Source organism: Runella sp., assembly GCF_965279615.1.
GTDB lineage: Bacteria > Bacteroidota > Bacteroidia > Cytophagales > Spirosomataceae > Runella.
Window position 1 is genome coordinate 5416276 of record NZ_OZ257252.1, and the last position, 14045, is coordinate 5430320.

At 43.4% G+C, this 14045-nt stretch carries 15 protein-coding genes; 8 read left to right on the forward strand and 7 right to left on the reverse strand.

Translation table 11 applies throughout. From position 1 onward, the window contains the following. Positions 1 to 170: 170 nt before the first annotated feature. Both ACQY73_RS22805 and ACQY73_RS22810 read right to left on the reverse strand, forming a co-directional pair. The gene (locus tag ACQY73_RS22805; protein ID WP_428668523.1) at positions 171 to 2753 is read right to left on the reverse strand and encodes a glycosyl hydrolase; all 2583 of its coding nucleotides are present in this window, start codon (positions 2751 to 2753) and stop codon (positions 171 to 173) included. A gap of 32 nt (positions 2754 to 2785) precedes the next feature. Beyond that, on the reverse strand, positions 2786 to 3772 hold the full coding sequence (locus ACQY73_RS22810) for a nucleoside hydrolase (RefSeq protein WP_428655338.1): 987 nt from the start codon (positions 3770 to 3772) through the stop codon (positions 2786 to 2788). Between the two features lie 204 nt (positions 3773 to 3976). On the opposite strand from ACQY73_RS22810, the gene ACQY73_RS22815 reads away from it, so the two are divergent. The 4 genes from ACQY73_RS22815 (at position 3977) to ACQY73_RS22830 (ending at position 6028) form a co-directional block, all read left to right on the forward strand. Continuing rightward, entirely contained in the window at positions 3977 to 4519 is a 543-nt protein-coding gene (locus ACQY73_RS22815) for a ferritin (RefSeq protein ID WP_428655340.1), read from the forward strand. A 169-nt stretch (positions 4520 to 4688) separates the two neighbouring features. Further along, the gene (locus ACQY73_RS22820) at positions 4689 to 5189 is read left to right on the forward strand and encodes a hypothetical protein (protein WP_428655343.1); all 501 of its coding nucleotides are present in this window, start codon (positions 4689 to 4691) and stop codon (positions 5187 to 5189) included. After that, entirely contained in the window at positions 5186 to 5386 is a 201-nt protein-coding gene (locus ACQY73_RS22825) for a helix-turn-helix transcriptional regulator (RefSeq protein ID WP_428655345.1), read from the forward strand. Before ACQY73_RS22820 ends, ACQY73_RS22825 begins: the two co-directional genes overlap by 4 nt. Positions 5387 to 5563: 177 nt before the next feature. Next, positions 5564 to 6028 (forward strand): hypothetical protein, encoded by a 465-nt coding sequence (locus ACQY73_RS22830; RefSeq protein WP_428655348.1) that lies wholly within the window; start codon positions 5564 to 5566, stop codon positions 6026 to 6028. Positions 6029 to 6034: 6 nt separating this feature from the next. Here the strand turns inward: ACQY73_RS22830 and ACQY73_RS22835 are convergent, their stop codons facing one another. The 3 genes from ACQY73_RS22835 to gltX are packed head-to-tail and all read right to left on the reverse strand — an operon-like array spanning position 6035 to position 9067. Continuing rightward, positions 6035 to 6871 (reverse strand): histidinol-phosphatase, encoded by an 837-nt coding sequence (locus ACQY73_RS22835; RefSeq protein WP_428655350.1) that lies wholly within the window; start codon positions 6869 to 6871, stop codon positions 6035 to 6037. Next, on the reverse strand, positions 6871 to 7521 hold the full coding sequence (locus ACQY73_RS22840; RefSeq protein ID WP_428655352.1) for a Uma2 family endonuclease: 651 nt from the start codon (positions 7519 to 7521) through the stop codon (positions 6871 to 6873). The genes ACQY73_RS22835 and ACQY73_RS22840 overlap by 1 nt, the downstream gene beginning before the upstream one ends. Before the next feature lie 34 nt (positions 7522 to 7555). Next, a complete protein-coding gene (gene gltX / locus ACQY73_RS22845; RefSeq protein ID WP_428655354.1) occupies positions 7556 to 9067 on the reverse strand; it encodes a glutamate--tRNA ligase in 1512 nt (503 codons plus the stop codon). Between the two features lie 184 nt (positions 9068 to 9251). On the opposite strand from gltX, the gene ACQY73_RS22850 reads away from it, so the two are divergent. The 3 genes from ACQY73_RS22850 (at position 9252) to hisF (ending at position 11360) form a co-directional block, all read left to right on the forward strand. Further along, a complete protein-coding gene (locus ACQY73_RS22850; protein WP_428655356.1) occupies positions 9252 to 9935 on the forward strand; it encodes a CAP domain-containing protein in 684 nt (227 codons plus the stop codon). A gap of 57 nt (positions 9936 to 9992) precedes the next feature. Then, positions 9993 to 10451, forward strand: coding sequence for a GNAT family N-acetyltransferase (locus ACQY73_RS22855; protein WP_428655358.1), 459 nt, complete (start codon positions 9993 to 9995; stop codon positions 10449 to 10451). Positions 10452 to 10517: 66 nt separating this feature from the next. Then, positions 10518 to 11360 (forward strand): imidazole glycerol phosphate synthase subunit HisF, encoded by an 843-nt coding sequence (gene hisF, locus ACQY73_RS22860; protein WP_428655360.1) that lies wholly within the window; start codon positions 10518 to 10520, stop codon positions 11358 to 11360. Here the strand turns inward: hisF and ACQY73_RS22865 are convergent. After that, complete coding sequence (locus ACQY73_RS22865) at positions 11357 to 12082, reverse strand: LytR/AlgR family response regulator transcription factor (RefSeq protein ID WP_428655363.1); 726 nt, start codon at positions 12080 to 12082, stop codon at positions 11357 to 11359. The genes hisF and ACQY73_RS22865 overlap by 4 nt on opposite strands. Beyond that, a complete protein-coding gene (locus tag ACQY73_RS22870; protein WP_428655365.1) occupies positions 12079 to 13122 on the reverse strand; it encodes a sensor histidine kinase in 1044 nt (347 codons plus the stop codon). The genes ACQY73_RS22865 and ACQY73_RS22870 overlap by 4 nt, the downstream gene beginning before the upstream one ends. A 296-nt stretch (positions 13123 to 13418) precedes the next feature. On the opposite strand from ACQY73_RS22870, the gene ACQY73_RS22875 reads away from it, so the two are divergent. Continuing rightward, entirely contained in the window at positions 13419 to 13988 is a 570-nt protein-coding gene (locus ACQY73_RS22875) for a YceI family protein (protein ID WP_428655367.1), read from the forward strand. The last annotated feature ends 57 nt before the right edge of the window (positions 13989 to 14045 follow it).

Consider the following 14045-nt stretch of genomic DNA (forward strand, 5'->3'; position numbering starts at 1 on the left):
TATGAACTTACCCATTTTGAACCTTAGGGTAAAAATAAAAAAATCCCCGTCGGCAGAACCAACGGGGATTTTTATCTCTAACAGCCATAAAAACGAATACGATTAATGTTGTAACCATAATCTGGTAATAGATACGCCGGTCTTTTGGCAGCCGTTGCAATAGAGACACATTAATTTTTTTTAATTTCCAACTTAACCTCTCCCAAAAGCCCGGAAGGCATCGGCGGCCACTTGGAAGCATTAAAAGGTTTGTATTGAATATCTACCATATTGATTTCCTGAAACTTCTTCCATTCAGGTTGTTGCGTGTCGCGGAGGCGCATGTAATTGGCTGAAAGATTGGTCACTTCAATGGTGATTTGATTTTGTTTGAGTTTGAGCGTATTGGCAGGAATGTCCAACCGAAAAGGCAAACTCCAGGCCGTACCGATCTTTTTGCCGTTGATTATTACATCAGCCACTTCGCGAACATCGCCCAAATCGAGTGTTATGCTTTGGCTTGGAATAAAACCATTGGGTAGATCAAATGTTAACGAGTAGCGCGCTGTGCCGGAAAAATAGCCGGCAGAGTCGGAAAGCGATGTCCATGAGCCAAGTTGCGTAAGTGAGACCGATTTGGGTAAATAGGGTTTTCCTTCCATAAATTCCAATTTCCAGTTGCCTTGAAGCGGGGCGGTTTTAACGTCGGCGAGGACTGAGCGTCTGCCGTTCAAAACCTCGCCGACGTTTGCTTGGTCAGCATTCGGATCAAGCCGTAAAAAACAGGATTCGCCCGAACGCAAGGTTAAATATACTTGTGTTTTGCCACCCTCAATTTTGGTAGGTAAGACCGTAGTTTTATCGGTCATTGGCTGATAAAGAATGACCGTTTTGGCGGAAGTAGATAATGTGATCCAGCCTTCGCTGAATTTTTGATCCTGGTTGGCAATGAAATAGACCACTTTACCGTCCTGCACTTTACGAATGTACTTCAGACCTTCTTTGGCCCATGTTTCCTGACGTAGATTGGCAGAAGTCAGCAACATTTCCAGACCTTGGGGTTTCAAACTTTCCAAGTGTTTAAGACTTGGAAAGTTTTGGTTGTCGGACCACGTCTGAAGCATTTTTTGGAAAGCCGCATTGCGTTCTTCCTGTTGATAGAATCCTGTCGGTTGTTTGGGCAAACGTTCCATAAATACCACTTTGACGCCCATTTTTGTCAACTCATTCAGTCGGGCAAGCGTTGTTTCAGGCAAATAGGTGGTGGCAGGAATAAGCAGGGTTTTATATTTCCCCGCACCGTCGGGCTTGAAGTGTTGAAGTTGATTGTCGGATATAAAGTCAAAGGCGAAGCCATTGTTCCAAAGCCATTCCCCCAATTGGCCAAAAGGCAGTTTCAGCAGCCATTTATCTACGTGATGAACTTCCAACAAATGGATACCTCCGCCTGCGCGGGTGGAAGTTGCCCACAGATCGTGAATCGGAAAATACACCAATAGATCATTGTCGGGTTGGCTGCTTTGCAGAATTGTTTGACAACGTTCAACGTATTTGTTCAACAATGGGTAATGTTTCCAGAAATGGGAATTCATGCCGTAGTTGGTGGAAGCATAAAACAGCCATCCGGGATAATCGGCATTTTTGGGAGAATAGGTGGTGCCGTGATAAAAAATATGGTTGATCCCTGCCGTAAAAAGTTCGTCTATTTGGGGTTTGATCTGTGAAAGCGACACTTTAAAATGATTGGCAAGCCAAGTGGTGGTTTCGGAACTGACGAGCTTTTTGCCCGTCAGATGCGCCGCCGAACTTGCAAATTTCATCGCCAGTGGATTGGGCGTGCCATAGCGATCTACTTCGTACTGATCGTCGACGCGCAGTCCTTTGATGGGAAAGCGACTGCTGCCAAAGGATTCGGTTTCGGGAATATCGGCCAATTCGTACAGGTCCAACAAATTTCCCGGTGAGCCGTGGGCTTGATAACGGCTTACAAACCCTTTTTGCCGCGACCAGTCGGTCCATTTTTTTGCATAGTTTTCATGCAGCAGTTCAGCCAATGTTTGGTGGTAATCAATTTTCACCAACGCCGTAGTTGTATCCATAAACGCCGCCCACTGACTTTGCAGATCGTAGCCGCGTCGTTTTTTAAACTCGTTCAAAAAATCATCCGTCCAGTTGGCACCGTATACTTCGTATGAGTCGTTGTACATAGCACGCGGGAGGTCTTTAATGGTGGCAAATGCCGAATCAAAGCGCTGTACATAGTGAGGAACGGCAGTGGCCGAAAATGGGTCCAATACCAATCCTTCTCCGCCTGGTGCGGCGCGTTTTACGGCTTGTTTGGTCAGTACGCTTTGTAATTGTCCATTGGTGAACTGCCATTTTTTAGCAGCCACTTCGGGTGACACATTAGGGCCGCCGAAGGGCCAACCCGTTCCTGTGGTCATGTCAACGCCTAATCCCAGTCGCTTCCCTTCGCGAACAGTATGCTCCAAAATTTGCATCCACTGCGGACTCAGGTACGGAATGGCTTGTTTTTCAAGACCTTTGACGCCATAAATCGGAATAATGTGAACGCCCCCAAGCCCGGCCTTGGCAAAGTGTTCAAGTTGCCACGTAATATCATTTTCGGTAACGGTGCTGCCCATCCACCACCAGTAGGTCCAAGGTTTAGCGGCGTTTGGAAAGACCTGTGATGAAATCTGTGTTGGAACGGGCTGTGAAGACACAGCCCGTGGATTTGAATTCGTTTGGGCAATGACCGATTGCTTAGCCATGAAGGCAAGCAAAACAATGATGGAAAATAGTCTCACTTTGTTTTGGGTTGATGCATCATTAAGTTTTCAATGAGTTGGGCTACCTCTGCGGCGGGCATTTTCTCGGTCAGGTACTCAAACCGTTCGCCGGGAATCAAAATATTGGTGCCGTCGTCAGTAATTTCAAAGTTAAGTTTACGACTCGAAAAATAAGGTTCTACGCCCCTAATTGCTACCAAAACCGCCGTTTGGTCCCAACTCATGCGGCCTTTGGTGTTTTTGTCGGCGGTCAATGCGATTTGATACGCATCTTTGACAGGACTGTTTTGGATGGAGGCGCTGCTTATAAGTCGAATACCCGTGTGAATCTTTTCGCCGATCTCAAAACCACTCAGCAAGATAGGTGTATTCCAGTCAGCAAATACTTTTTGGGAAGATTTGGCGTCTACGTGTACATTGTATTCATGAAAACGGTCTTTCCCTGCCGGCAATCCGGCGGCCATGGAAACCAAATTTTTAACCTTCTTTTTGATAAGTTCTTTGCCCGTCAACTTAGAAAACTCGTCGGGTTTGGAATCCAGCAATTGCGCTAAATTGGTGAAAAATCCTACCGTAATAATGGTCACAGAACGGTCGGGTTGTTTGGCCAACAATTGACGGTAAAGCTTAACGGCATCCATAGCTTCTGCGTTGGACTTTAGAGCATGTGGGTATTTTTCCACAATGCCCTGTGCCCATTTTTGTTGACAATCTTTGTTTGGAAACTCCGTCTTTGTGATTCCTACGGGAATAGAAGGGCGGCCAAAATAAGTATTCAATACACTGATGGTAGGAACTGTTGTATGAAAAACATTGCAGGAAACCATGCCCAGAATCTCGGCTTCGCCTTGGTCGGCAAAAGCGTGTAACAGTGCCATCGCTCCTACATCGTCGTAATCGCCCGCGATGTCAGTGTCAAAAATAATGGGAACAGCCGTCTTTTTTTGGGCAAAACAAGAAACGTTCAATAAGAACAATAATACAATAAAGAGCCGATTCATAGCAGAAGCATTTTATTAAGTATAAATGCTTTTTTGTCAAGCTATCTACCTGTCATTTTACAGGAAATGTTCATTATGAACACATAAGCAAATTCAGACTGATTCCAAATTTTAGGAGAAGGATCGACTGAGCGAACAATTTTGAATACTTGGTTGTAGTATTGTACTATAAAACAAACGAATTATAACCTCGCAGATACTAATATGAAAGATTTAATCCGCCTTCGCACCTCTTTAAAAGAAGAGTTGCAATTTGCCCTCAATGCTCAAGTGAAAATGGAAGCAGAGTCATCTTCAAAATACTTAGCGATGGCAGCATGGTGCGATCGTAACGGCTTTTCAAACAGTGCTGATTTTTTCTTTGTGCAAGCTGAAGAAGAACGCGGCCATATGCTCAAAATATTCAAATACATCAGCGACATGGGTGGCGTGGCCATTACGCCCGATGTAACCAACATTCCACAAGAGTATCCGACTTTCCGCAGTGTGTTCGAAACGGCATTGGAGCAGGAAATTGCGGTCTCTCAATCCATCAACCGCATTGTCGGTATCAGTCGTCGCAATGATGATTATGCTACTGAAAACTTCATTCAATGGTTTGTAAAAGAGCAAATCGAAGAAGAATACATTGCCCGCCGTCAGGTTGAATTGTTTGATGTTATCGGAGAAGAAGGCATTGGACGTTTTACCATTGATCAGGAAATCCCCAAAGTAACGTATCCGGGAGCCGCTGCCGAAGCAGAGTAGAATCACAGTTTTTGTCATTCCGAAGGAATCTATAACTAATAAAAGCGCGTCGCAAATTTTTGCGACGCGCTTTTATTTTTGTCTTTATGTAAAAAATTCTTGCTTTAATGTAAGGTTTATTTTACATTTGAATCGAAATACAATTTCTAACAACTACCTATTAACAGCTATGTACACTAAATTGCTTTTACCCAACCGCTACAAACGCCTTGGTTGGATCATCTTCATCCCCTGTTTAATTCTCACTATTTTGAGCATTCTTCAAGTCAGTCCTGCGCTCAGCTTTTTTGATTCCGAACACATCCTTTCCAAGTGGACCACGTTGGTGGTTTCGGAGCAAAGTTCATTGGCTAAAGCACTTGATGGGCAGTCCAATGACCTTGCGGGTGAAATTTTAATGACACTCACCGCGCTTGGGTTCTTTTTTGTGGCCTTTTCCCGCGAGCGTACCGACGACGAATGGATCATGCGCATTCGTCTTGAATCATTATTATGGGCTTTTTATGTACATCTTGCCGGTTTTATAGTAGCCGTTTGGCTGTCGTATAGTTTGGCTTTCTACGTCTTTTTGTCGTGGAATATGCTTACGGCTCCGTTGGTCTTTTTAGCCCGCTTTCATTGGATCGTTTACGTGAAACCCTATTTGGAAGAAAGGAGAGCAGCCGCATGAAAAATATCATTCACGTAGAACGTGCCATCCGACGTATTACGCAGGCCGAATTGGCCGCAGCGGTAGGCGTATCGCGCCAAACTATCAACGCCCTTGAAGCTTCAAAGTATGTACCTTCGGTCGTATTGGCCATGAAGATTGCCAACTATTTTGAAAAACCCGTGGAAGCGATATTCGAGTTGGGAGAAGAAGATTAGCAGTAATATATAACGGTCTGACGGTTCAAAACCGTCAGACCGACCCAATAGCCCGTATAGTTCTTCATACTATTATTTTATACCTACACGGTGGTCAGGAATATAGAATGACCTTTATGAAATTAGTACTTCAGGATTGAATTTTGTATTTTGCCTTTCAATCTTAAATGGAGGTCAATGAAAAAGCTGTTACCGGTAGTGTTAATGATAACAATTTTGCTTTCCTGCAAAGAAGAAGCCCCCACTCCCGACCAAACGGAGTTGTTGACCAACAAAACGTGGAAATGGGTGGGCGGTTCCATTTCACCTGCGTATGATATTTTTGGAATTGGGATTCTTATCGGTGACGATTATTTCAGCAGGTCTCCCCCATGTTGGCAGGACGACCACTGGATTTTTACCGCCGCCAATAAATTCTCGCATGAAGAAGGAGCTACTAAATGCAATATAGCTGATCCTCAAATCTATACACAAGGTTCTTGGGCGTTTGAGCCCGGAGAAACGACCATTAAAATCACCGAAGAAGGAAAACCCGCCTTTATTTGGACAATAAATGAGCTAACGTCTACTTCCCTGAAAGTAACCGAAATGTACCAGGAGAAAGGTAAAACGTATACATTTCAATACTCATTCAGTCATTGATCTTTCTTAAAAAGGATTTTCAAGGGCTACATCCTGCCATATACCACCCAATAAAATCCGTACTTCGCGATAACCTGCCGCCAGGGCTGTTTGAAAAGCAAGCGGAAACGAAGCCGTGATTTCTTCGGGTCGATGGCTGTCAGAATTGATACAGATCGGGATGTTCAATTCGTGCATGCGTTTAATGATCCACGAGGAAGGATATAAATCCAAATCACGTTTGTAATTGCCCCGTGTATTGATTTCTGTAATAATTCCTGCTTTGGCAATGGCCTGAAGTGTCTGTTCCACTTCTTCGACGTACCAAGGTTCTGATTCATCAAACAAATGACGGGCTGCATTGTGCATTTTGATTTTATCTAAATGCCCCATTATCTGTGGTGGATCGGTGTCCACCATTTGTCGAATAATACCGTAATACTTTTGGATAACTGCCCGAATATCTCCGCTGTAAAGCGTATCCAAACATTCCAGAAACTCTACCGAGCTACCGTCAATTTCCCACGGTTGCCCAAATTGATTGAGTTCAACATAGTGCACTGACCCAACGCAATAGTCAAGCATAGGAAAAGATTTTGGCCCTAATGTTTCGGGTAGAAAATCCACTTCCATACCCACGTAAAGCTCAATTTGCCCCGCGTATTTAACTTTTAAAGCATTTGTTTCCGCCAGATAATCGGTCATCCGTTCCGCTTTCATACTCCATTTGTTTTCAAACGGAACGGGACAATGCGACGAAAATCCAAAGGCGCGCAGCCCTTGAGCCAGCGCGCCTTGTACTTGTTCTTCCGGAGAGCCTTTGCCATCGCAATAATGGCTGTGGCTGTGATAGTTAGTGAGCATCACGGCTTCAATATTTCTTGTAATGCTTTGAGATTTTTACGTTCATAAAACCCTGCTCTGATTGGCATTTTAAAACCTTTAATAACTTTACTTTCAATGTAACCATCGGTTGATTTCACAGCAAGTTCGTAGCGTTTATTCTTCAGCAAGTATTGTTCGATCGTCTTGTGCGTTGGGTCTACGATCCAGTATTCTTTGATGCCATGTGCTTCATAATCTTCAAATTTTACGCCACGGTCGTATTTTTCAGTTTTGCGTGACAAAATTTCAATGATAAAATCGGGTGCCGGAAAAAGCATTTGCTCTTCATTAAATTGCGCATCTCGATTGGTCGTAAAAAAACACAGGTCAGGCTCAAAACTATTGCGTGTGAGTTCGATCATGAGTTTTTCTACATAAATACGCCCTAACCCATTAATTCTAACATATACACTTAGCAATGTTTGTAGAAAATCAAGAGCACTACTATGCTTGCGCTTTACAGGAGAATGAAAAACTGGCTGGCCATTGATGAATTCTGCTTTATCATTTTCCGAAATTTGTTCATAAAATGCCCGTCGGTCAGCTTGTTCTTTTTCCCAAAGGCTATTGAGCTCCTGCAAAATTTGCGGCAGATGAGGGGAGCGAAAAATTTGGTCTACCAAAGTCATGCGCTTAGACGTTTTTCGTAAAATTACTACCTTTTTACACCTGCGGCAATATCTGCAATGCTTTTTCCAAACGAAGAATCACTTCGTCTTTGCCCAAAATCTCCATGGTAAGCATCAGGTCCGGACCGTGACCTGCACCCGTTACGGCAAGGCGAAGGGCTTGCATTACCTTTCCCATTTTGACACCCACACGCTCAGCCGCCGCCGCCCATACCGCTTTGGCCGAATCGGCTAAGAAATCACCTTCGTATACTTTTAAGTCATCTACGTACGCAGTAATGGCTTTTATGGCATCAGCATTCCATTTGCCCGTAACGATGGCTTCTTCGTACGTCGTTGGGGCTTCAAAAAGGAAAGCCGCTTCACTCAATATCTCCTGAGAAAAAGTTACGCGGTCTTTCATCAGGTGGCAGATTTTGAGCAATTTTTGGCGTTCGATGCCGGAGGTTTGGCTTTGGACCAAATCGGCCAATTCTTCATCAGACTTTGCTTTCAAATACTGCTGATTGAACCATTTGGCTTTGGTAATATCAAAACGCGCCCCGGCTTTGTGGATACGTTCCAACGAAAATGCTTCGATGAGTTCATCCATGGTGAATAACTCCTGCTCTGTGCCGGGATTCCAGCCCAAAAAGGCCAAAAAATTGACAAGGGTTTCCTGCAAATAGCCATCTTCACGAAAGCCACGGGCAATGGTTCCCGTAGTAGGGTCTTGCCATTGTAACGGAAATATCGGAAAACCACCCAAGTCGGCATCGCGCTTCGAAAGTTTACCGTTCCCTTCCGGTTTGAGCAGTAAAGGCAAATGCGCAAATTGCGGTGCCGTCCACCCAAAATATTGGTACATCAACACGTGCAAAGGTGCCGAAGGAAGCCACTCTTCCCCACGAATCACGTGCGTAATTCCCATCAAATGGTCGTCTACAATATTTGCCAAATGATACGTGGGCATTCCGTCAGATTTGAGTAACACCTTATCATCCAAGGTAGAAGCATGTACTGCCACCCAATCCCGAATGATGTCTTTAAAACGAATGTCCTGTTTCGGATCAATTTTGATACGAACCACGTATGGGTCGTCATTGGCAATGCGTTGTTGAACTTCATCGGCAGAAAGTGTCAATGAATTGTTCATTTGCAAGCGCGTAATGGCATTGTACTGAGCGGCATCGGCACCGGCTTCTTCGAGACGTTTGCGCATGGCTTCGATCTCGTCAGCAGTATCAAAAGCATAATAGGCTTTATCGGCAGCGATCAATTGCTCGGCATATTCACGATAGATATCTTTCCGTTCTGACTGGCGATACGGTGCGTGAGGGCCGCCAACGCCCTGACCTTCGTCGATTTCAATACCAATCCATTGAAGGGCTTCCAAGATATAGTTTTCAGCACCGGGTACGTAGCGATTTTGGTCGGTATCTTCAATGCGGAGCAGCATTTTTCCACCGTTTTTACGGGCAAACAAATAGTTATACAACGCCGTGCGGACACCGCCAATGTGGAGCGGACCCGTAGGGCTGGGAGCAAAACGAACTCTTACGGACATGATAAACGAGATTGGTTGTTGATTAAAGGTTATCCTTACCAAGTCTTAAATGACCACTGAAGGCTAACTTTTAACTTTTTTGAGGGTGCAAAGTTACCACAAAAAGAGGTTCGATGGGGCAATTGTATACAACTTACTCAATAAGTTGCTATTTTTAAGTTCTAAACGCCAACCTTGTATTCCGATGAAACGGGCTCTTCGGTTCCTGTTCTTACTTTTGCTTGCAGGTTCATTCAAAACCGAGCAGCCTGATTATTATGGGGTTCCGCTTGAGCGCTTTGTTCAACTCCCCGAATTGAAGCATTTTGTGGATGCCCGCAAGCCCGATTACGAATTATTGGATGCGGCTATTTTTCATCTGACCAATCAAGCACGCAGTAAATTTGGCCTAAAACTCCTTCGATACGATCCGGGCCTTCATCAAACGGCGCAAGGCTATGCAACGGACATGATTCAAATGGGTTTTTATGGACATACTCACCCTTATAGCCCTTCGCTGGCCACCATAAGCGACCGAGTTAAAGTTCATACATGGGCTTTTCTGAGAAAAGGAGAAAACATCGGCCAATACCAAGTAATTGATACGACGCCCACGTATTGCTGCCGAAAAAAACGCGACGGAACGTTTGAATACATGGAGTGTGAAAGTAAAGCCGTTTTTTCTCCTTATACCTACGAAGGGTTTGCAGAATATGCCATTGGCGAATGGATGAAATCTCCCGGGCACCGCCGCAATGTGTTGGACTCAACTTATACTCATTTGGGCTGCTCTGCCCGAATTTCCAAAGATCCTTACGAGGCTTGCAGTGCGCCTTTTGGGCGTTTTGTCCAAAATTTTGGTGCGATCAAGCCGGAAGTAGTTAAATAACCGGGCAAAAAATCGCCTTTTTTTCGGTTATTTGCGGAAAAATCATTGCCAACCGCCATGTCTCTTCTTGATACGCTTGTACATGAATTTCAAAAAGAAGTTTTTTTGATCTCTACCGAAAAGTCAAAATTAGACATTGACGTGATTCATGAGTATCTCTCAAAACGCTCTTATTGGGCCGAAAATATTCCGCGTGACATTATAGAGCGTTCTATTCAAAATTCGCTTTGTTTTGGTATCTATCATAACAATAATCAAATAGGGTTTGCCAGGGTTGTAACGGATTTCGCTACGTTTGGTTATTTAGGGGACGTATTTATATTGGAAGAATATCGCGGACAAGGCCTGTCCAAGTGGTTGATGGATTGTATTTTCAATAAGATACCCGAATTGCAGGGCTTTCGAAGATGGTCGCTCGCTACAGCCGATGCACATGGATTGTATGAACAATTTGGCTTTACGGCACTTGCCCGTCCGGAACGAATGATGGAAAAGATTAATTTTACAAAATATTAAATGAAAGTGGGGCGTAGATAGTGAGAAACCGAAATAGTTTAAAAGTCGAAAATCAGTAATAGAACAATGCTTACGAAACGTATAATTCCCTGTTTGGATGTCAAAGACGGGCGCACGGTAAAAGGAGTCAATTTTGTCAATCTTCGCGATGCCGGGGATGCCGTAGAACTCGCCGCTGTATATGCTGAGCAGGGAGCTGACGAACTTGTGTTTTTGGATATTACCGCTACCGTTGAAGGGCGTGGAACGCTTCTGGAGTTGGTTCGTCGGGTGGCGCATACGATCAATATTCCGTTTACCGTAGGTGGAGGTATCTCTTCCAAAGCAGACGTTTCGGCGCTTCTGAATGCAGGAGCCGATAAGGTTTCCATCAACTCTGCCGCTGTTCGCAATCCGGACCTGATCAACGAATTGGCGTTGGAGTTTGGCAGTCAGTGTATTGTAGTGGCAATTGATACAAAACAGGTTAAAAGTTTAGAGTTGAAAGGTGAAAGTGAGCAAACTGATGATTATTCAGCTAAACAGCCACTTGACACTCTACACTCTGCACTCTATACTCATTTGGTGCATACCCACGGTGGGCGCAAACCCACTGAACTTCGCACACTTGAATGGGCCAAAGAAGTGGAAGAGCGCGGAGCAGGAGAAATTCTGTTGACTTCAATGGATACCGATGGTACTAAAAACGGATTTGCATTGGAATTAACGTCGGCCATTTCATCCGCTGCCAACATTCCGGTCATTGCATCGGGAGGAGCGGGCAATATGGAACATTTTTATGAAGTATTTACCACAGGTTACGCTGATGCCGGATTGGCGGCGAGTATTTTCCACTTTAAGGAAATAGAGATCCCTGCGTTGAAGCAATACCTTCATAATCAAGGTATACCGATGCGTATGTCGCGCTAACTTTGTTTGCGTTCAATAAATTCTTTGAAGCTTTTTCGGTAAGTATCACTGATCGGGATCCACATTTTCCCGATCTGGATCTTCTCTTTGTCGATGGTATCAATTGCCTCAAAGGAAACAATGTATGAATGATGCACACGAATAAAGTGATGGGGAGTAAGCAGTACTTCCAACGACTTCAATGTTTGCAGGGTCACTACCTTTTTATCTTTAGTATAGATGGTGACATAATCTTTGAGCCCTTCGATGTATAAAATTTCGCTGAGGCGGATCTTTACCAATTTAGTGCCGTCTTTGACAAAAATACACGATTGCGTTTGATCATTCGGGGCAGTTGCTTCCGGAATGGTTGAGGGTGGAAGCACCGAAAGCCGTTGAGTAGCTTTTTCGACCGATTTTAAAAAACGCTCCAGCGTAATGGGCTTCAACAGATAATCCAACACATCAAGCTCGTACCCTTCAATAGCGTATTCGGAGTAAGCGGTAGTAAGAACCACTAAAGGTTTTTTCGGCAATATTTTCAACAACGAAATTCCGGTAATTTCCGGCATTTGAATATCGGAGAAAAGAATATCAACCGAATTGTTACGCAAAAATTCCAGTGCAGTCAGTGGATTGGAAAACGATTTGACGAGTTGTAAATGGCTTACTTTCAGGATGTATTGCTCTAATAAGTTACGGGCCAGAGGTTCGTCTTCTACAACTACGCAGGTTAAGATCATGCCAGATTTAATTTTAATCTTATGCGGTAAAAATCGGCGGTTTCTTCGATTTTTAAATCAAAGTTGTCAGGGTAACTCAGCGCCAAACGCCTTTTAACGTTTTGTAAACCAATGCCTGATTTTTCTTCGCTTTTCAAAATGTTTTCGGGGAGTTTACTGTTCTCAACCGTATAAATGCACTCCGATCCTTTCAGCAAAATACGAATTTTGATCCAAGCCTCCGAAAAATTATTGCTTACTCCGTGTTTGAACGCATTTTCAAGAAAGCTGATAAAAATCAACGGCACGATCATGACATCACCCGTATAACCCTGCACGTCAAACTCAATTGATATGGGTTCATTGAGGCGCAGTTTTTCGAGGCTGATGTAGTTTTCCATGTACTCGATCTCTTTACTCAACGGCACTTTGGGGTGGTTGGAATCGTAGATCATGTATCGCATCATTTGCGATAATTTGGCAATGACTTCCGTTGTATTGGGAGAATTGGTAAATGCCAGATAATACAGATTGTTGAGTGTATTGAATAAAAAGTGAGGATTGATCTGGGCTTTCAGAAAACGAAGTTCTGAAGTAAGTTTCTCATTTTCAATCTCTTTCTTTTTGGCTTCCAACTCAAACCAACCTTCGGCAAACTTGAGCATTCCGACAAAGATCACAATGAACAACGTACTTAAGACAACATTGACGGTAAATTTATCTTCGTAGAAATAACAGATCATGCGAGTGTTGCCATCGATCAAATGCCGCTTTAAAAGAATAAACAACCGTATCAGCAGTGCAAATGGCAGCGAGAATTCCAGAATGTAACGCGCAAGGCTTTTGTGTTTGAGGAAACGGGGTAAAAAGAAAAAATAATTGAGATACACTACCAATGCCATAAAAATTACTTCAAACGAGGTATTCTTAAAAGCATCCCAAAATGTAACTTCCTGACCTCTGATGGGGAAACGTATCTGATAAAAGAAAAAAGAAAAATAAACGCACCAAAAGGAAAGGTGTAGAATTAAAATACGGTATCGTTTAATGAATACTTGCATGATAGCAGGTGGGAGCAAGACGTATATAACATTGCGCAAAGAGGGATAAATTTCGATAAAAGAATCTATTTGCACTAATGTTTTTAGCGTTGCCAAAGAAGTATATGGATTTTTTCTACATCTTCGTTACTTTTATCGATGACCCGGATAGATTACCCTATGACTCCGATTGGCCGAAAAACAGACGGGTTGGCAGAGTAGAGGCAACTAATGGTCGAAAATTTACGTAGAGGTAAAAAAAATATTTTTGATTTGTGTGAATTAAACTTTCATTAAACCATTACCAACAAAACAAAATGAAAAAAATCACTTTAGCAGCAGCCGCTCTTTTAGTCTCATTTGCCACGTTTGCTCAACAGAAATGGGCTGTCGACAAAGCACACTCGAAGCTCGGTTTTACCGTAACTCACTTGTTAATGTCGGAAGTAGACGGCAATTTCAAAACGTTCGATGCCACCATTACTTCTTCAAAAGAAGATTTTTCTGATGCTGTTTTTGAAGTAACGGCAGATGTTACCAGCCTGAACACGGATAACGAGATGCGTGATAAAGATTTGAAAGGTGAGAAAAATTTTGATGCTGAAAAACATCCGAAGTTCACTTTCAAGAGCACTTCTATTTCAAAAGTAGCAGATAAGAAATACAAATTAATGGGTGACTTGACGCTTAAAGGCGTAACAAAACCGGTTTCACTTGACCTTGCGTTGACAGGAACAGGGATGAATGGACGTACAAAAAAACCAAAAGTAGGTTTTAAAGTTACAGGAACTATCAAACGTGCTGATTTTGGCGTTGGAGCCATGCCGGCAGCCGTTGTGGGTGAAGATGTAGAACTTCGTGCCGTTGGTGAGTTTGAACAATTGTAACAAATACTGTTTGCATTATAAAAGCGTCTGACGATTCAAGACCGTCAGACGCTTTTG

What these genes read in the sequence shown, in the direction of transcription:
- ACQY73_RS22820 (WP_428655343.1), top strand. Translation starts at nt 4,689, where the DNA reads ATGTACACTAAATTGCTTTTACCCAACCGCTACAAACGCCTTGGTTGG.
- ACQY73_RS22830 (WP_428655348.1), top strand. Translation starts at nt 5,564, where the DNA reads ATGAAAAAGCTGTTACCGGTAGTGTTAATGATAACAATTTTGCTTTCC.
- ACQY73_RS22840 (WP_428655352.1), bottom strand. Translation starts at nt 7,521, where the DNA reads ATGACTTTGGTAGACCAAATTTTTCGCTCCCCTCATCTGCCGCAAATT.
- ACQY73_RS22850 (WP_428655356.1), top strand. Translation starts at nt 9,252, where the DNA reads ATGAAACGGGCTCTTCGGTTCCTGTTCTTACTTTTGCTTGCAGGTTCA.
- gltX (WP_428655354.1), bottom strand. Translation starts at nt 9,067, where the DNA reads ATGTCCGTAAGAGTTCGTTTTGCTCCCAGCCCTACGGGTCCGCTCCAC.
- ACQY73_RS22825 (WP_428655345.1), top strand. Translation starts at nt 5,186, where the DNA reads ATGAAAAATATCATTCACGTAGAACGTGCCATCCGACGTATTACGCAG.
- ACQY73_RS22815 (WP_428655340.1), top strand. Translation starts at nt 3,977, where the DNA reads ATGAAAGATTTAATCCGCCTTCGCACCTCTTTAAAAGAAGAGTTGCAA.
- ACQY73_RS22805 (WP_428668523.1), bottom strand. Translation starts at nt 2,753, where the DNA reads ATGGCTAAGCAATCGGTCATTGCCCAAACGAATTCAAATCCACGGGCT.
- hisF (WP_428655360.1), top strand. Translation starts at nt 10,518, where the DNA reads ATGCTTACGAAACGTATAATTCCCTGTTTGGATGTCAAAGACGGGCGC.
- ACQY73_RS22870 (WP_428655365.1), bottom strand. Translation starts at nt 13,122, where the DNA reads ATGCAAGTATTCATTAAACGATACCGTATTTTAATTCTACACCTTTCC.
- ACQY73_RS22810 (WP_428655338.1), bottom strand. Translation starts at nt 3,772, where the DNA reads ATGAATCGGCTCTTTATTGTATTATTGTTCTTATTGAACGTTTCTTGT.
- ACQY73_RS22865 (WP_428655363.1), bottom strand. Translation starts at nt 12,082, where the DNA reads ATGATCTTAACCTGCGTAGTTGTAGAAGACGAACCTCTGGCCCGTAAC.
- ACQY73_RS22855 (WP_428655358.1), top strand. Translation starts at nt 9,993, where the DNA reads ATGTCTCTTCTTGATACGCTTGTACATGAATTTCAAAAAGAAGTTTTT.
- ACQY73_RS22875 (WP_428655367.1), top strand. Translation starts at nt 13,419, where the DNA reads ATGAAAAAAATCACTTTAGCAGCAGCCGCTCTTTTAGTCTCATTTGCC.
- ACQY73_RS22835 (WP_428655350.1), bottom strand. Translation starts at nt 6,871, where the DNA reads ATGCTCACTAACTATCACAGCCACAGCCATTATTGCGATGGCAAAGGC.